Source organism: Gelidibacter sediminis, assembly GCF_004364975.1.
GTDB classification, from domain to species: Bacteria; Bacteroidota; Bacteroidia; order Flavobacteriales; family Flavobacteriaceae; genus Gelidibacter; species Gelidibacter sediminis.
On record NZ_SOBW01000007.1, the window covers coordinates 1,497,574 to 1,514,465 of the forward strand.

The window sequence follows — 16,892 nt, forward strand, 5'->3', positions numbered from 1 at the left end:
CCCCATGAAAAAAATTACCTACCTACTTATTTTTTTGGCCTATAATTGGTCTTTTGCTCAAGATTTTAGATTTGGAAAAGTGTCTAAGGAAGAACTTCAAGAAGTAAATAATCCCAAAGAACCTGAAGCAAATGCCACCATTCTATACCTCAATCAAAAAACCTATTATGATTATAATGCCGATGATGGATTCGTTAAGATAACTGAAGTCCATAAGCGCATTAAAATATATAACAAAGATGGGTTTGACTGGGCAACAGAAGAAATTCGCGTTCGTGAAGACGGATCAAAAAGAGAGGACGTTAATAGTATTAAAGCAATCACCTACAATCTAGTCAATGGGAAAATTGAAGAAACCAAACTTAAGAAGGAAGGTAAGTTTAAAGAAAATGTAAGTAAGTATTGGGCTATGGAAAAATTTACCATGCCTAATGTCTCTGAGGGTTGTGTCATTGAATTTGAGTATCGCATTAAATCGCCTTATATCAGTATTGACGACATGAATTTGCAATTCACGATTCCTGTTAAGGAATTAGAGATTTCGGTTAGAATTCCAGAGTTTTTCAATTTTAATAAATATGTCAATCCACGAGCTACCTATATTCCAAAGATTAATAACTCTGTGGTCCATAGGTCAGAGACCATAGTAACTAAAAATAGAGAAAAACATACTTCTACAAATACGAACTTCTCCAATAATAAATGGGAGTTTAATGAGAATCAGACCGAAATAAAATTATCCGATGTTCCTGCACTTAAAGATGAAGAGTATGTGAGTGAGTTAAACACCTATCGTACTAAATTAATTTGGGAATACACGTATTTTAAAGATGTAAATGGTGCTATAACCAATTATGCTACAACTTGGGATGAGGTGTCCAAAACAATTTATGATAATACTGATTTTGGAGCGCAATTAAAACAGGATAACTATTACAAAGATGACATTATTACATTAATTAAGGACGTTAAAACTGAATCTGAAAAAATTAATTTGATTTACGATTTCGTAAAATCTAAAGTAAAATGGAACAATTATTATGGTTATTTAGCCGAAAATGGTGTCAGGCAAGCCTACAAAGAAGGTGTAGGTAATGTTGCAGACATCAATTTAATGCTCACGTCTATGTTGCGATATGCAAATATTAATGCCAACCCAATGTTAATTAGCACACGTTCTAACGATGTGGCTCTATACCCGGGTACTGGCGGATTTAATTATGTTGTGGCTGCAGTTGAGATGCCTAATGATGTTTTAATACTAGATGCCACTGATAAATATGCAACAGCAAATGTCCTTCCTATACATGCCGTAAATTGGCAGGGACGAATTGTTAGGGAATCTGGTAGTTCAGCTTGGTATGATTTGACACCTAAAGAACCCGTTAGAGAAGTGGTTCTATTAAACGTTAAGATAAATGAAGATCTTAGTATTGACGGCAATGTAAAACACCAAATGACTTCCTTTGCTGCTAAAAATTTCAGAAGCAAATATCAAAATTATAATGCAGAAGAAAGGTTGATGGCCGTTGAAAAAGATAAAGGTGAAATTGAAGTCTCAAATTATGAAATTAATGATATGGATGATGTCTATCAACCCATCTCATACACGTACGACTATAATTTGAAGAGTGGAATAGAGAAAATAGGAGACAAGGTGTTTATTACTCCAATGTTGTTTCTTGCATTAAATGAGAACCCTTTTAAACAGGCAGAAAGAGAGTATCCGATAGATTATATATATCCTTTTAATGATAAATACTTGGTGAACATTATGCTTCCTGAAGGGTATATTGTAGAGTCTATGCCTGAAAGTGCTTTAATCAAATTTAATGACAGTGATGGCGAGTTTAAGTATATTGCAAATGAAAATGGTAAGATGTTGCAATTTGTTATCAGCCTAGATATGAAACAGCATTTTATTTTGCCTGATGATTATGTTGGTTTTAAAGGTTTTAATCAGATGATGGCAGAAAAGCAAACGGAAAAGATTGTACTTAAAAAAATATAATATGGACATCAAGAATGCGCAATTAAATGTGGATGAGTGGATTAAAACCCACGGCGTTCGCTATTTTAATGAGTTGACCAATATGGCACAACTCACGGAAGAGGTAGGTGAAGTTGCGAGGATTATTGCCCGACGTTATGGTGAACAGAGTGAAAAGGAAAGCGATAAGGATAAAGATCTTGGTGAAGAATTGGCCGACGTCGTTTTTGTAGTGTTGTGCTTAGCCAATCAAACAGGTATCGATCTCCAGGAGGCTTTCGATAAAAAAATGGAAAAGAAAACCAAGCGCGATCACGATAGGCATCATAAGAATGAGAAGTTGAAATAGAGTGTTGAGATTGAAATTGAAGATGAAATCGAAAATGAACACTGAATACTGACAACTTAGGACTGAGAACTGAAGACTGCCAACTGAAGACTGAGAACCTTATCAATCCTTAATCGTAATTCATAAATCAAATATCATCAATCAAAAATCACCAATCCCACTCCTGCTTTGTGAAACTTAATGAGTCTTTGTGGCACTTTTTGAAATAGCTTTTCTATTTTCGTAAATCGTAAATCCAAAAATTGTAAATTTTTATTCCCATGTTGTTCACACTTCATAAATCTACCTTATTAGAAACGCTTCCAAATATTGTCATTACGGGTTCAAAAAGTGAATCAAATAGACTTTTGTTGCTTCAAGCGTTATACCCAGAACTCAAGATTGAAAATGTTTCCAATTCTGACGATTCTGAAGTGATGCAAAAAGCATTGGCATCAACCTCAAATCTAATCGATGTGTCTCATGCCGGTACTGCCATGCGTTTTTTGACTGCATTTTTTGCGACTCAAGAGGGTAGAGAAATTGTGATCACTGGTTCTACCCGAATGAAAGAACGCCCAATACAGGTTTTGGTGGAGGCCTTGAATGCTTTAGGCGCCGATATTTCTTATTTAGAGAACGAGGGCTGCCCTCCGTTACAGATTAAAGGAAAATCACTGACTAATGATAAAGTAACTCTTAAAGCAAACGTAAGTAGCCAGTATATTTCCGCCTTGCTGTTGATTGCGCCAAAATTAAAAAATGGTTTGGAATTAACTTTAGAAGGCGAAATTACATCGGTTCCATATATCAACATGACCTTGAATTTACTCAATCAAATTGGTGTCAAAACCACTTTTGAAAATAATATCATAACTGTCCACCCACTTGAAAAACTAAATCAGCAACAACAGGTATTGACAGTTGAAAGCGATTGGTCATCAGTGTCCTATTTTTACAGCATCGTTGCTTTGAGTCCTGTGGGAACTAAAATCAATTTATCGTACTATAAAAAAGACAGTCTACAAGGCGATTCGGTTTTGGCGTCAATTTATACCGATTTTGGGGTCATCACGACTTTTAATGAGAATTCTATCACACTTTTAAAGGCAACGGAATCACAGCTGAGAAGCATCGATTGTCAGCTCCAAAATGCGCCCGATATTGCCCAAACAATTGCGGTAACCTGTTTTGGATTGGGATTGTCATGCCATTTAACCGGATTGCACACCCTAAAAATTAAAGAAACTGACCGATTGGTGGCCTTAAAGACCGAATTGGAAAAATTAGGCGCTCGCGTTGACATTACCAATGAAGCTTTACAATTATATGCTTCTGCCCAAATTAAAGACAGTGTAAGTATCGCAACTTATCACGATCATAGGATGGCTATGGCTTTTGCGCCTTTAGCCCTAAAAACAAATCTACATATTGAAGACGCTATGGTCGTTTCAAAATCCTATCCCGCCTTTTGGGATGATTTAAAAAGCATCGGATTTAAAATATCAGAATAATAATCAGTCATTTACTTGACAACCCCTACTTTGAGATTGTATATTTGCAGCTTGCAAAAAAAATCTATACAAATCGTGCTGTAAATTCCCTATAACTGAGTAAAGAACACGCGGTGTGGTAGAAAACATAATCCCGAGATCTGTTGGCAGATAGGTCTGATCAATTAAAATAAACATATTAAAACATGAAATTATCCCATTTTAATTTTAAACTTCCTGAAGAATTATTAGCTGAGCATCCTTCTGAACATAGAGATGAAGCGCGTTTGATGGTCTTGGATAGAAAAAATAAGACAATTGAACATAAATTATTTAAGGATGTTATTGATTATTTTGATGAAGGAGATGTCATGATCCTCAACAATACCAAAGTTTTTCCGGCACGTTTATACGGTAACAAAGAAAAAACAGGAGCGAGAATTGAAGTGTTTTTATTAAGAGAGCTTAATGAAGAGCAACGCTTATGGGATGTTTTGGTTGATCCGGCCCGTAAGATTCGTATTGGTAATAAATTATATTTTGGTGATGATGAGACTTTAGTTGCTGAGGTCATTGATAATACAACTTCTAGAGGACGTACCTTGCGTTTTTTATACGATGGTTCCTATAAAGAATTCCGTAAGAAATTAACTGAATTAGGAGAGACACCACTTCCTAAATACATCAAAAGAGAGGTTGAGCCAGAAGATGAAGAGCGCTACCAAACTATTTTTGCCAAAAATGAAGGGGCTGTTGCAGCACCAACGGCAGGTTTACATTTCTCTAAACACTTACTAAAACGTTTGGAAATTAAAGGGATTGATTTTGCAGAGGTAACACTTCACGTCGGATTAGGGACTTTTAATCCAGTTGAGGTAGAAGATTTATCCAAACATAAAATGGATAGTGAAGAAGCTTTCGTGGATCAAAAAGCTGCGGACATTGTCAATAATGCGAAAACTAAGAAAAAGAGAGTTTGTGCTGTAGGGACTACTGCTATGAGAGCAATAGAAAGTTCAGTATCTTCTAGCGGTACACTTAATGAGTTTTCAGGATGGACAAACAAGTTTATTTTCCCTCCTTATGAGTTTAGCATCGCTAACTGTATGATCACTAATTTCCATACGCCAAAATCAACACTATTGATGATGGTTTCTGCATTTGCGGGTCATGACTTCATGAAACAAGCCTATGAAGAGGCTGTAAAAGAAAAATATCGCTTCTATACCTATGGGGACGCTATGTTGATTATCTAAAATTATATACATATAATTATGGGCCTCATTCTTTTGGATGGGGCTTTTTTTTAGTCCTCAGTTTGCAGTCCTCAGTTTTCAGTTCCAGTCAAGTTTTTAGTGAATAATTTTACAGCAATTATCTCAAGTTCTAATTCGGTTTCATTTTCAACTTCAAATTCAACTTCAAATTCAACTTCAAATTCAGCTTCAATTTCAACGTTACTTTCACCTTCAAGTAGTTTGCTTTCGTTATTTTTGCATTTGCAATGGAGACAACAAAAAAAGACATACGCGCACTATCAAAAGCACAACTCCGAGAATTCTTTGTCGAGCAAGGTGATAAGGAGTTTAGAGGCAATCAAGTTTATGAGTGGCTCTGGAATAAAGGCGCGCATAAGTTTGAGGATATGACGAATATCTCGAAAGAGATGCGCCAGGTGCTCGAAGATCATTTTGTGATCAATCATATTGAAGTTGATCAAATGCAGCGCAGTTCTGATGGTACCGTTAAGAATGCTGTGCGTCTGCATGATGGTTTGATTGTAGAATCTGTATTGATTCCTACGGCAAAACGTACCACGGCCTGTGTGTCATCTCAAGTAGGTTGTAGCCTAGACTGTAAATTCTGTGCAACTGCACGTTTGAAGCGTATGCGAAATCTTAATCCTGATGAAATTTTTGATCAGGTGGTTGCCATTGATAAAGAAAGTCGCTTATATTTTAACAGACCGTTGAGTAATATTGTGTTTATGGGTATGGGAGAACCGCTTATGAACTACAACAATGTGCTGAAAGCTATAGAGAAAATTACTTCCAAAGAAGGTTTGGGGATGTCTCCAAAACGTATAATTGTGTCTACCTCTGGGGTGCCCAAAATGATCAAGAAGATGGCGGATGATGAAGTTAAATTCGGCCTTGCCGTCTCTCTGCATTCTGCTATTGATGAGGTCCGAACTTCTATAATGCCATTTAACGCCACGTTCCCATTGGCCGATTTGAGGGAAGCATTGGAGTATTGGTATGCCAAAACCAAAAACACTATTACTTATGAGTATGTGGTTTGGAATGGCATCAACGATAAGAAAAAAGATGTAGAAGCCTTGATTAAATTTTGCAAGTTTGCGCCAAGCAAGGTCAATTTAATTGAATATAATCCTATTGATGACGGACAATTCCAACAAGCGGATAATGCTGCTTTAGACATGTATATCTCTATGTTGGAAGCCAATAATATTACGGTCACGGTAAGACGTTCTAGAGGTAAAGATATTGACGCCGCCTGCGGTCAATTGGCCAATAAATCTTAATTTTTATGTGATTTATGTATCGAAGCGCTTTAAAATATTTAAAATGTTTAGTGAGAGTGCGTTAAATTATTGGTATTTTTCTAATGACAAAGACCGCTTTCTTTTCTTATTAATAGCATTTCATGGCCATTTTTAGTACGTTTGTTAACAAATTTTACAGGACGACATTCAATTGAAAATTGTAGAGCAAATAAAGCAGCCTATTGTCTATGAGATGGAACTTTTTGAACAAAAGTTTCTACTTTCTATGTCTTCAAAAGTGGCGCTTTTAAACCGGATTACCACCTACATCGTTAACAGAAAAGGGAAGCAAATGCGGCCTATGTTCGTATTTCTCGTCGCTAAAATGGTTAACAATGGCAATGTGAGTGAACGCACCTATAGAGGTGCCGCGGTAATCGAGTTGATCCATACCGCCACCTTGGTGCATGATGATGTGGTTGATGATAGTAACAGAAGACGCGGATTTTTCTCCGTCAACGCCCTGTGGAAAAATAAAATTGCCGTGCTTATTGGCGACTATCTCTTGTCCAAAGGTTTGTTGCTCTCCATCGATAATAACGATTTTGACCTTCTTAAAATCATCTCCGTTGCCGTAAGGGAAATGAGTGAAGGCGAATTGCTCCAAATTGAGAAAGCGCGCCAGCTAGACATTACGGAAGACATTTATTACGAAATTATCCGCCAAAAAACCGCAACGCTCATTGCAGCTTGTTGCAGTCTGGGTGCGGCATCCGTTAAACCAAACTCTCCTGATGTTGAAACCATGCGCAAGTTTGGCGAGTTGATTGGTATGGCCTTTCAAATTAAAGACGACTTGTTCGATTATGGCAATGAAGCTATTGGAAAGCCAACTGGGATCGATATCAAGGAACAGAAAATGACCTTGCCGCTGATTTACGCCATCAACAATTGTATGAAAAAGGAGAAATCTTGGTTGATTAATTCAGTCAAAAATAAAAATAAAGATAAAAAACGTGTCAAGGAAGTGATTGCGTTTGTAAAAAGTAAAGGCGGACTCGATTATGCGGTTACGAAAATGATGGCTTTTCAAGAGGAAGCCCTACAACTTCTCAATACCTATCCCGATTCTCAATTTAAGGCATCGTTATTACTGATGGTCAATTACGTGATTGACAGGAAAAAATAGGAAATTTAGCGCTTCTGTTTCTCTTCTTTATAGACTATCTCTAATATTTCAACATTATTTCTACAACCTCAGGCAACCTTTTGCATTAAATTAACGTCTTTATAAATAGAAGACCTAATCAGCGCAATTCTTGAAAGTTATCCAATTACATAATAACAACATCCAACTCATTAAAAAAGCGGCTAAAAATAACCGTGAGGCGCAACATGTGCTTTATGAAACACATGCTCCAAAAATGTTGAGTATTTGTCGCTATTATATAAAGGATCTTCAACACGCAGAAAACGTGATGCTCAACGGATTTTTGAAAGCCTTTACCAATTTAAAGGATTTTAAGGATGCAGGCAGTTTTGAAGGATGGCTTCGGAAAATTATGGTACGGGAAGCGATTTCGTTTTTGAGGCAACAAAAAGCTATTGAATTTTCAGTTGAAGATGTTGAAGTTGTACATCAGCACGACAATACTATTGAATCCGATATTGAAGTGGATGAGATTCAGCGGCACATTGATGAATTGCCGGAAGGTTATAAAATGGTTTTTGTGATGTACGCTATTGAAGGTTATAAACATCAAGAAATTGCAACGGTATTGAACATCACTGAAGGAACTTCAAAATCGCAGTTGTTTAAAGCAAAACAATTGCTGCAGCAAAGGATTAACACAATAAATAAGCGACACAATGAAACAAGTGAAATGGGAAGATGATGTAAAAGATGCGCTTGAGAAGAGAGTGATAAAACCCTCTGAAACCTCATGGAACACCTTGTCTGAGCGATTGGATGCGTCTGAAAAACAGCAAACCAAACCAATGTATTGGTGGATTGGGATCGCAGCCAGCGTTACGGCGGTATTGTTTATAACCACTATGTTTTTTAGCGGGAACACTCCCGAAGTTCAAAATCCAATTCTTGTGGACACACAAGAACACCTGGATGAGCAAACTTTAGAAGTGGATCAACCGCAACAGAAGCAACAATTGGTGGAGCAAAGGAAAGTGCTGGCTCCCGCTGAACCTATAGAGGAAGAGGAAAATACAAAACACCCGATAAAATCGCAAGGGCTTATTCCCTCACCAACACAACAAAATACTCAAATAGCAAAAAACAATCCAGTACTCCCTAAGAGCGCATTGAAAACTTCGGAAAATCAAAAGGTCACCGAAATTGTGGCCCAAATTCAAGATATAAAAAGAAAAGGGCAACCGATAACAGATGCCGATATTGAGGCGTTGTTGACAAATGCCCAAAGAGAAATACATTATAAATCCGCAATGCGAGAAGCCAATTATACTGTTAATGCCAACACACTGTTACGCGAGGTCGAAATGGATTTGCAGGAATCTTTCCGAAACAAAATATTCGAGGCGCTAAAAAACAGTTATGAAACTATAAGAACTGCGGTTGTAGAACGTCAACATTAACCCTGTTCTTTTCGTCAACAGGAAACTTAAAAATTTTCATTAATCAAAAATCGAACACTATGAACACAATTATCAAATGTATTGTGCTGGCAAGCTTGTGCTTAATAATAGGGAAAACGCAGGCTCAAGACACTCTTCAAAAGAACCAGGCTGAACTACGAATTGAAAGATTAATTCAGTTTAAGGATAGCATTACTCAACATGAAAAAGCATCTTTAAAATCTGAAGTTGAGACAATTCATAAGCGTTTTGAAAAAGGAGAGATTACCAAGCTACAAGCAGACACGTTAAAGCAGGAAATGGCAGAAAAGCGCGCCTTAAATATCGAAAATCGTTTATCTATTGTAGATAGTCAGATAGCTCTTATAAAGCGAAATCCTGAGTATTATGCGGCTAAACAAGCTATAGACACAAATTTCGTGATTTCGATTGGTCAAAAGAAAATCATGTCATTTGCTAAGGATTCTACCCCAAAATATGATATCCGGACTAGCAATAAGCTGCTATTTGCCATTGGATTTAACAATACAATTATGGACAGCCAAAGTTTAGAGGATTCGCCTTACGAAATTGGAGGATCAGGGTTTGTAGAATTGGGTTGGATATGGAGTACGAGAGTGCTGAAAAACTCAAATTTTATGCGGGTTAATTATGGACTAGCGTTTCAATGGAATAAACTAACCATCAAGGACAATCAATATTTTGTTGAGAATGGTAAAGAAACTGCTTTAGAAACTTATCCTCTCAACCTCAAAAAATCAAAATTCAGAACCACGAGCTTGGTTGTTCCGGTACATTTTGAATTTGGTCCGTCAAAATTGAAGGATTATGGAGACCGCATTAGATATTTTAATGACAATCAGTTTAAAATAGGCTTAGGTGGGTTTGCCGGTTTGAATTTAAGTACGGTGCAAAAATTAAAATATGAAGTAGATGGAAATAGTCAAAAGGAAAAAATAAGATCAGATTTTAACACCAATAGTTTGGTGTACGGTATAAGTGGTTATGTTGGTGTGGGCGACTTTAGTATCTATGCGAAATACAACTTAAATACGGTGTTTAAAAATCAAGATGTGGATCAGCGTAATGTGTCTTTAGGACTGCGTTGGGCTTTAGATTAGTCAATTAATTATTTTTTGTTAGTCAAAACAAGGGCCTTAAAAATTTTCATGGCCCTTGTTTAATATCTGCATATTTTTAGAAGTCCAGTTATCTTGTAAGTGTTTTTGTGAATCAACAATTGTTTTATTTTTAAAAAGCAAAATGCTACGGTCATATTGTTCTAATGTTTATTTACTTTATACTATTTTTACAAAAAATTAACCTAAGCTTTGATCTCAAGATTTTCCATAGAGCAAGTGTTTGAAACCGCCCGTGTTGAGGAGGTTATTGGCGATTTCGTCAACCTCAAAAAATCGGGAAGTAATTTTAAAGGCTTGAGTCCTTTTAGCGATGAACGTTCGCCAAGTTTTGTGGTGAGTCCGGTAAAACAAATCTGGAAAGATTTTAGTAGCGGCAAAGGTGGAAATGCTGTCACATTTTTAATGGAGCACGAGCATTTTACCTATCCCGAAGCCATCAAATATTTGGCCCGAAAGTACAATATTGAAATTGAAGAAACAGAGCAAACCAACGAACTGAAAGAAGAGGCCAATGAGCGCGAAAGTCTGTATTTGGTCAATGAGTTTGCCAACACGTATTTTCAAAAAATTCTGCATAAAACCGATCAAGGCAAATCGATAGGACTCAGTTATTTTAAGGAGCGTGGATTTACTGTTGACACTATAAAAGCATTTAATCTTGGTTATTCTCTTGATGAGTGGCAAGGCTTTACTGATGAAGCACTAAAAAAAGGTTACCAAATTCAATTTCTTGAAAAAACAGGCTTGACGATCGTTAAGGAGGACAAACGTTTTGACCGATTTAAAGGGCGTGTCATGTTTCCAATCCACAGTATGAGCGGTCGGATTTTAGGATTTGGTGGTCGAATTTTAGGAGCCGATAAAAAGGCAGCAAAATACATGAACTCACCGGAAAGTGAGGTGTATCATAAAAGTAAAATTCTTTACGGCCTGTTTCACGCCAAACAAGCAATTGCCAAAGAAGACAACTGTTATTTGGTAGAAGGCTATACGGATGTTATCCAATTTTATCAGACAGGAATCAAAAATGTGGTGGCGTCATCAGGGACAGCGTTATCACCGGAACAAATCAGATTGATCAATCGCCTGACCAAGAATATAACCGTCCTATTTGATGGGGATGCTGCAGGATTGCGGGCTTCTTTAAGGGGGATAGATTTAATTTTGGAACAAGGTATGAACGTTAAGGTGTGTACTTTCCCGAAAGGAGATGACCCTGACAGTTTTGCCAGACAGAATACTGTGGAAGAGCTTACGGAGTATCTAGAAGAGAATGCTAAAGATTTTATTCAATTTAAAGCATCCTTGTTGGTGGAAGATGCGAAGAACGACCCGATAAAAAAAGCAGATACCATTCGAGAAATTGTTAATAGTATTGCAAAAATCCCTGATCCCATTAAGCGTGAAATTTATATTAGAGAATGCTCTAATATTATGGATATTAGTGAGCAAGTGTTGTTTACTACTTTAGCACAGATCAATAAAAAGGGTTCTCAAGACCTAGGAAGTCAACCACCACCTGAACAACGTGCTTTTGAAGTAGTGCGTACGGAAAAGCCCACCCAAAAGATTAACCATCAATATGAACTGGAACTTAAAATTATTGAGATTTTGTTGCTTTACGGCAATGAAACTGAACAATTTGAAGATTTGGTGTTGAAGGAGGATGAGAAATCTGGAGAATTGAAATTGGAGCCCGTCATCCATGAAGCTAAGGTGTTTGAAAAGATATATTTGGACTTGCAAGAGGATGAAATGCAATTTTCTGATGAAGGGTTTAAAAATTTATACTACGTTATTATCGATGCACTGCACCAGTCGGCGGAATTTCAATTAAAGGATTTTATAAATAAGCTCGATCAAAATATGGCAAATGAAGTCACCACTATTTTGATGAATGATGAACGTTATAGTCTTCACGATTGGGAGCGTAATCACATCGTACCTAAAGAAAAGAGGGAAACCATCGCCCAATTGGTCACGCAAACCATTTTAAGTCTGAGATGTTTTCTAATTGATCAGAAGGTAGTTGAATACCAAGCGGATATCAATAGACCAAATGTCAATACGACAACCATTATGGAAGATGTGAGAGACTATTTAAGGCTCAAAACACTATTGTCTAAAAAATTAGGAAAAGTTGTAAGTGGGTAACTATTGTACTGAACCCATATGTTCGGCTTGGTGAATTAAGTCAACCAAATTACTCACATTTAATTTTTTGAAGAGGCGTGCTTTATAGGTGCTGACTGTTTTTTCATTGATATCAAGTTCTAAAGCAATTTCCTTATTTTTTTTGCCCGATGAAAGTAATTTTAAGACTTCCACTTCGCGGGTGGAAAGTCGTTTGTAAAGTTTGCTTTTCTTGTTTCGCGTGTCATTATAGTTTAAGTGCTTGGCCATCACCTCACTCAAATAAACTTCACCGCTATGCACCTTATGGATTGCTTCTTTAATGGTTGCTGTAGCTACGGTCTTGGACAAGTATCCTGATGCGCCTGCCTTTATAGTGCTGATGGCGTAAATTTCTTCAGGTTGGTGACTGAACATAATCACTTTTAAATCAGTATTTTCTTTTTTAATAGCCCTTAAAGCCGTTATTCCATTAAGTTCTGGGAGATCAATTTCAGAAATTATGACATCCACTTGAAAGCGTCTAATAAACTCAAAAATCTCAATACCCGTAGCCACTGTTCCTACAACTTCTATGTCAGGATCATTCTTAAATAGCAAAGAAAAGCCTTCTCTAACAATGGGATGGTAATCCACAACCAGAACCTTAATCATAATATCATATTTATTAGTTAGTAATGTTGGTCGTTAACACTGAGATTTGGGGGGCAATTTGTGGAGATGTCTTACGTAAATGTATAAAAAAAAACATAGATTATACTCAGAATTGCTAATTTTCAGTGAATTAACTTACAAAAATTTACATTACTTTAAATTTGCTGGAATCTCACATATAGGGATAGGCACCATTTTATGTTGGTTAACAGTGTTTAATCGCGTAAACAGTTTGAACACTTCCCCTTGGCGACCAGTAAAATCATCTGCTGTTTTCCCATGCTCTTTCATGGTCATGGCCCATTCCAATTCTGGATAGGAGGCGCCAATTTGTTCTTCATCAGTTCTGGCATCACCAAACAAGCCATCACTTGGAGCAGCTTGAAGGATAGAATCGACAACGCCTAAAGCTCTGGCTATGGTGTAGACTTCAGATTTCATTAAGTCGGCTATAGGACTCAAATCTACACCGCCATCGCCATATTTAGTGTAGAAACCAACCCCGAAATCCTCTACTTTATTTCCAGTTCCCGCAACCAATAACCCATGTAGCCCAGCGTGATAATATAATGTCGTCATTCGTAATCGAGCGCGTGTATTGGCAAGTGCCATGTCTACAGTGGCTTGTTTTCCTTCTAAAGATACTTCGGTCTTAAATTCTTCAAAAACGGGTGTCAAATCGACTAAAGTGTCATTTACATTAGCAAACCTAGATTTTAACTGTTTTATATGCTCCTGACCTCTTGACACATGGCTTGGTGGCTGATGGATAGGCATTTCAATGCAGAGCACATCCAATCCGGTTTTAGCACATAAAATTGATGTGACGGCAGAATCTATACCGCCAGATATCCCTACCACAAACCCGTTTACATGAGCATTTGTTGCATATGCTTTTAACCAATTTACAATGTGGTCAATAACTTTTTCTGTTTGCATTTTTTGGAAGATTTAACACAAAGAATACTACCTTTGTACAACAAAAATAGAGTAATCACCTAAGTAATAAAAATTAAAGACCTTTAAAAATTGCCCATGAAGAATGTTGCTTTTCTAATAGTCCTATTGCTTTTTTTTAGTGCCTGTAACGACGATAATCAATTAGAAAATGAGATTTCTAAAATTGATGTTGATGTTACCATAGAGCGTTTTGATTTGGCCTATGCCAATGCAGAGCCAAACGATTTGCCAAAATTAAAACAGGACTATCCATTTTTATTTTCTGAGCGCATTCCTGATTCTGTCTGGGTAGAACGCATGCGAGACACGCTGCAGCATGAATTGTCGGGTGAAGTAAAATCGACATTTTCTAATTTTAGTAAGGAGGAAGACGCTATCGTGTCGCTTTTTCAACATCTGAAATATTACGATCCGTCTTTTAGAGAACCTCGCGTCATCACGGTAACCTCTGATGTCGATTATAGAAACAAGACCATTGTAACGGATACGATTGTACTAATTTCATTAGATACTTATTTAGGATCTGACCATCATTTTTACGAAGGCATTCAAAAATTTCTAACCCAAAACATGAAACGCTCTCAAATTGTGAGTGATTTAGCAGCCAACTATGCTGAACATTACATTCTTCAAGACAAACCTGCCACTTTGTTGGATGATATGGTGTATTTCGGGAAGCAACTGTATTTTAAGGACAAAATGATTCCATTTGTTTCTGACGCTGATAAAATTGGATACTCTGAGTCACAATTGGAATGGGCACGAGCGAATGAAAGCGAAATATGGCGCTATTTTATTGAGCGCGAATTGCTGTTTAGCACAGATAATACCTTGGCCAGCCGCTTTATCGCCGATGCGCCTTTTTCAAAATTTTATTTGGAATTGGACAGTGAATCTCCAGGACGCTTAGGACAGTATATAGGTTGGCAGATTGTGAGAGCCTATATGAATAATAATGATGTGCCGTTAATGGAAATGCTCCAGAAAAATGCCGACGATATTTTTAACAAATCAAAATTTAAACCTCGTAAATAATGTCAAAGAATAAAACCTCTACCATTGAACTTCATGTGGAATTAGATGAAAATAAAGTTCCTGAAAAATTAAGTTGGACGGCACAAGATGGTGGCATAGATAATGAAGAAGCTAAAGCTATGATGCTTTCAGTTTGGGATAGCAAAGCTCAGGAAACCTTAAGAATTGATCTTTGGACCAAAGACATGCCTGTAGATGAAATGAAACTATTTTTCCATCAGACGTTAGTGGAAATGAGCAATACGTTTCATCGTGCTACCCAAGATGAAAAAATGACGGCAACCATGAAGGATTTTTGTGATTATTTTGCTGAAAAGTTAGAACTTAATAAGTAAACCTATGATGCGGAAACTTCTGTATGTCTTGATATTAGTAATGGTAGTGATGTTTGGCTATCGCTATTTTTTTAATGATAAAGATGAAACCATATTACAGGAGAATTCCGCGCTCATTCAGGAACAGATTAGGAATGTCAGTAAATTGGTGGTTACTGAAGGGCATTTCAGTCAGGTGTTCACCTATAAAAACTCCAAAGCCATTTTTGCCAATTTGGTAAATGTGGAAAAGAAGGCTTTGGTAGTGGTTAACGCTGATGTTACGGTTTCTTATGATTTGAGCCTGATTGAATACGAGCTCGACGAAAAATCCAAGACCCTAAAAATTTTGAGCATCCCAAAAGAGGAAATCAATATCAGTCCAGATTTTGAATATTATGATGTGACTGCTGATTTTCTGAATCCATTTCAAGCAGAGGATTACAACAAAATCAAGAATAAAGTGAACGCACAGCTGATGAAGAAGATTGAGGCGTCCAACCTAAAGAGCAATGCGCAAAATCGACTGATCAGTGAATTGTCAAAATTCTATATTTTGACCAGTTCATTAGGGTGGACACTTCAGTACAATGGCAATTCTATCAGGTCGTCAGACGAGTTGCAGAATATTAAGCTATAACTTCTTTTTCAGGCTTAGCCAACTTCCGCCATTGATGGACTCAATATTTTTTGATTTTAAAATTTGAGCAGCTTTAGCGGAACGCATCCCACTAGCACAACAGGTAATAATTGGTTTGTTCAGTTTTTTTAATTTTTCTACCTGGTTTTGTAAATCATCCAACGGCACATGTTTGGCGTTGGCAATATGGCCATTATCCCATTCTCTTTTGGTTCTCACATCCAAAATGATGGCGCCTTTGCTCATCATTTCCTGAACTTGCTGTTTCTTGTCAGTACCAAATAAAAAGTCAAAAAATCCCATAGTTTATTTTTATTTAAATTTACAAAATATCCACCACTCAAGGCAATTTGAGTAAAATTTTAACGATTGAACACTACAGGCCAAACCCGCAAAGAAGAAATCATAATAACAGCCACAAAACTTTTTAAAGAGAAAGGCTATAGTGCGGTGACTATGCGCGATTTGGCTAAAGCGGTGAACATCAGGGCGGCAAGTCTTTACAATCACATTGATTCCAAGCAAGACATTCTTAAAACCATCATTATTTCGTTGGCGGAAGAATTTACCCGAGGTATGGAAACTATTAAAAGTTCAGAAGCGGTAACCATTGACAAATTGCGAGCGATTGTGGCTTTGCATGTCAACATTACCATACAGAACACCTACGGGATGGCTTCATTGAATAATGATTGGATGCATCTAGAAGATCAATTGGAGCATTATTTAGCTCTGAGAAAAACCTACGAACAAGATTTTATTGAAATTATTCAATCTGGAATCGACGCTCAAGAAATTCGCAATGCCAATCCTGAAATTATCATGTTCTCCATCTTAACCACTTTGCGATCGTTATACCTATGGCTTCCAAAAAAGGAGGATCTCAATAGACAGGAACTGGCAAAAAATTTAGGTGATGTACTTATAAACGGTATAAACCATCACCGCACTACAGATTAATTCTTCTGACTATAGCTTGGTTAGGCTACTTTTAATCTAACTACTTCCATCAAAACTGAGAATTTTTTAACAAAACATATCAAATATAATTTGTAGTTTTGTCAATTAGACTAACGGTTGTTAGTTA

At 36.9% G+C, this 16,892-nt stretch carries 17 protein-coding genes; 14 read left to right on the forward strand and 3 right to left on the reverse strand.

Features of this window, described 5'->3' with window-relative positions:
• The first annotated feature begins 4 nt into the window (after nucleotides 1–4).
• The 10 genes from BXY82_RS06400 (at nucleotide 5) to dnaG (ending at nucleotide 12,223) form a co-directional block, all read left to right on the forward strand.
• Entirely contained in the window at nucleotides 5–2,011 is a 2,007-nt protein-coding gene (locus BXY82_RS06400; RefSeq protein ID WP_133757321.1) for a DUF3857 domain-containing protein, read from the forward strand.
• Between the two features lies 1 nt (nucleotide 2,012).
• Complete coding sequence (locus BXY82_RS06405) at nucleotides 2,013–2,339, forward strand: nucleotide pyrophosphohydrolase (RefSeq protein ID WP_133757322.1); 327 nt, start codon at nucleotides 2,013–2,015, stop codon at nucleotides 2,337–2,339.
• Between the two features lie 260 nt (nucleotides 2,340–2,599).
• Nucleotides 2,600–3,832, forward strand: a complete 1,233-nt coding sequence (locus BXY82_RS06410; protein WP_133757323.1) for a 3-phosphoshikimate 1-carboxyvinyltransferase — start codon at nucleotides 2,600–2,602, stop codon at nucleotides 3,830–3,832.
• Nucleotides 3,833–4,017: 185 nt separating this feature from the next.
• Nucleotides 4,018–5,067, forward strand: a complete 1,050-nt coding sequence (gene queA, locus BXY82_RS06415; RefSeq protein ID WP_133757324.1) for a tRNA preQ1(34) S-adenosylmethionine ribosyltransferase-isomerase QueA — start codon at nucleotides 4,018–4,020, stop codon at nucleotides 5,065–5,067.
• Between the two features lie 248 nt (nucleotides 5,068–5,315).
• Entirely contained in the window at nucleotides 5,316–6,356 is a 1,041-nt protein-coding gene (rlmN, locus tag BXY82_RS06420; protein ID WP_133757325.1) for a 23S rRNA (adenine(2503)-C(2))-methyltransferase RlmN, read from the forward strand.
• Between the two features lie 172 nt (nucleotides 6,357–6,528).
• Nucleotides 6,529–7,506, forward strand: a complete 978-nt coding sequence (locus BXY82_RS06425) for a polyprenyl synthetase family protein (protein WP_133757326.1) — start codon at nucleotides 6,529–6,531, stop codon at nucleotides 7,504–7,506.
• 130 nt (nucleotides 7,507–7,636) lie between these two features.
• Nucleotides 7,637–8,212, forward strand: coding sequence for an RNA polymerase sigma factor (locus tag BXY82_RS06430; protein ID WP_133757327.1), 576 nt, complete (start codon nucleotides 7,637–7,639; stop codon nucleotides 8,210–8,212).
• Complete coding sequence (locus BXY82_RS06435; RefSeq protein WP_133757328.1) at nucleotides 8,187–8,927, forward strand: hypothetical protein; 741 nt, start codon at nucleotides 8,187–8,189, stop codon at nucleotides 8,925–8,927. The genes BXY82_RS06430 and BXY82_RS06435 overlap by 26 nt, the downstream gene beginning before the upstream one ends.
• Before the next feature lie 59 nt (nucleotides 8,928–8,986).
• Complete coding sequence (locus BXY82_RS06440) at nucleotides 8,987–10,048, forward strand: hypothetical protein (RefSeq protein WP_133757329.1); 1,062 nt, start codon at nucleotides 8,987–8,989, stop codon at nucleotides 10,046–10,048.
• Between the two features lie 210 nt (nucleotides 10,049–10,258).
• Nucleotides 10,259–12,223 carry a DNA primase gene (gene dnaG, locus BXY82_RS06445; RefSeq protein WP_133757330.1) on the forward strand — a complete coding sequence of 655 codons (1,965 nt, stop codon included), beginning with the start codon at nucleotides 10,259–10,261 and terminating at the stop codon, nucleotides 12,221–12,223.
• On the opposite strand, the gene BXY82_RS06450 is transcribed toward dnaG, so the two are convergent.
• Both BXY82_RS06450 and nadE read right to left on the reverse strand, forming a co-directional pair.
• The gene (locus BXY82_RS06450; protein ID WP_133757331.1) at nucleotides 12,224–12,856 is read right to left on the reverse strand and encodes a response regulator; all 633 of its coding nucleotides are present in this window, start codon (nucleotides 12,854–12,856) and stop codon (nucleotides 12,224–12,226) included.
• A gap of 150 nt (nucleotides 12,857–13,006) precedes the next feature.
• Nucleotides 13,007–13,795, reverse strand: coding sequence for an NAD(+) synthase (nadE, locus tag BXY82_RS06455; RefSeq protein WP_133757332.1), 789 nt, complete (start codon nucleotides 13,793–13,795; stop codon nucleotides 13,007–13,009).
• A 96-nt stretch (nucleotides 13,796–13,891) separates the two neighbouring features.
• Here nadE and gldB point away from each other — a divergent pair, with 96 nt between their 5' ends.
• The 3 genes from gldB to BXY82_RS06470 are packed head-to-tail and all read left to right on the forward strand — an operon-like array spanning nucleotide 13,892 to nucleotide 15,805.
• Nucleotides 13,892–14,851, forward strand: coding sequence for a gliding motility lipoprotein GldB (gene gldB, locus BXY82_RS06460; protein ID WP_133757333.1), 960 nt, complete (start codon nucleotides 13,892–13,894; stop codon nucleotides 14,849–14,851).
• Nucleotides 14,851–15,186, forward strand: a complete 336-nt coding sequence (gene gldC / locus BXY82_RS06465) for a gliding motility protein GldC (RefSeq protein WP_133757334.1) — start codon at nucleotides 14,851–14,853, stop codon at nucleotides 15,184–15,186. The genes gldB and gldC overlap by 1 nt, the downstream gene beginning before the upstream one ends.
• 7 nt (nucleotides 15,187–15,193) lie before the next feature.
• Nucleotides 15,194–15,805 carry a DUF4230 domain-containing protein gene (locus BXY82_RS06470; RefSeq protein ID WP_133757439.1) on the forward strand — a complete coding sequence of 204 codons (612 nt, stop codon included), beginning with the start codon at nucleotides 15,194–15,196 and terminating at the stop codon, nucleotides 15,803–15,805.
• Here the strand turns inward: BXY82_RS06470 and BXY82_RS06475 are convergent.
• Nucleotides 15,800–16,108, reverse strand: a complete 309-nt coding sequence (locus tag BXY82_RS06475) for a rhodanese-like domain-containing protein (RefSeq protein WP_133757335.1) — start codon at nucleotides 16,106–16,108, stop codon at nucleotides 15,800–15,802. The genes BXY82_RS06470 and BXY82_RS06475 overlap by 6 nt on opposite strands.
• Before the next feature lie 66 nt (nucleotides 16,109–16,174).
• On the opposite strand from BXY82_RS06475, the gene BXY82_RS06480 reads away from it, so the two are divergent.
• Nucleotides 16,175–16,765, forward strand: a complete 591-nt coding sequence (locus BXY82_RS06480; protein WP_133757336.1) for a TetR/AcrR family transcriptional regulator — start codon at nucleotides 16,175–16,177, stop codon at nucleotides 16,763–16,765.
• The last annotated feature ends 127 nt before the right edge of the window (nucleotides 16,766–16,892 follow it).

Coding starts and splice junctions, on each gene's coding strand:
- BXY82_RS06450 (WP_133757331.1), bottom strand. CDS start 12,856: ATGATTAAGGTTCTGGTTGTGGATTACCATCCCATTGTTAGAGAAGGC.
- gldC (WP_133757334.1), top strand. CDS start 14,851: ATGTCAAAGAATAAAACCTCTACCATTGAACTTCATGTGGAATTAGAT.
- BXY82_RS06440 (WP_133757329.1), top strand. CDS start 8,987: ATGAACACAATTATCAAATGTATTGTGCTGGCAAGCTTGTGCTTAATA.
- BXY82_RS06405 (WP_133757322.1), top strand. CDS start 2,013: ATGGACATCAAGAATGCGCAATTAAATGTGGATGAGTGGATTAAAACC.
- BXY82_RS06475 (WP_133757335.1), bottom strand. CDS start 16,108: ATGGGATTTTTTGACTTTTTATTTGGTACTGACAAGAAACAGCAAGTT.
- rlmN (WP_133757325.1), top strand. CDS start 5,316: ATGGAGACAACAAAAAAAGACATACGCGCACTATCAAAAGCACAACTC.
- BXY82_RS06400 (WP_133757321.1), top strand. CDS start 5: ATGAAAAAAATTACCTACCTACTTATTTTTTTGGCCTATAATTGGTCT.
- BXY82_RS06435 (WP_133757328.1), top strand. CDS start 8,187: ATGAAACAAGTGAAATGGGAAGATGATGTAAAAGATGCGCTTGAGAAG.
- gldB (WP_133757333.1), top strand. CDS start 13,892: ATGAAGAATGTTGCTTTTCTAATAGTCCTATTGCTTTTTTTTAGTGCC.
- BXY82_RS06410 (WP_133757323.1), top strand. CDS start 2,600: ATGTTGTTCACACTTCATAAATCTACCTTATTAGAAACGCTTCCAAAT.
- nadE (WP_133757332.1), bottom strand. CDS start 13,795: ATGCAAACAGAAAAAGTTATTGACCACATTGTAAATTGGTTAAAAGCA.
- BXY82_RS06470 (WP_133757439.1), top strand. CDS start 15,194: ATGCGGAAACTTCTGTATGTCTTGATATTAGTAATGGTAGTGATGTTT.
- queA (WP_133757324.1), top strand. CDS start 4,018: ATGAAATTATCCCATTTTAATTTTAAACTTCCTGAAGAATTATTAGCT.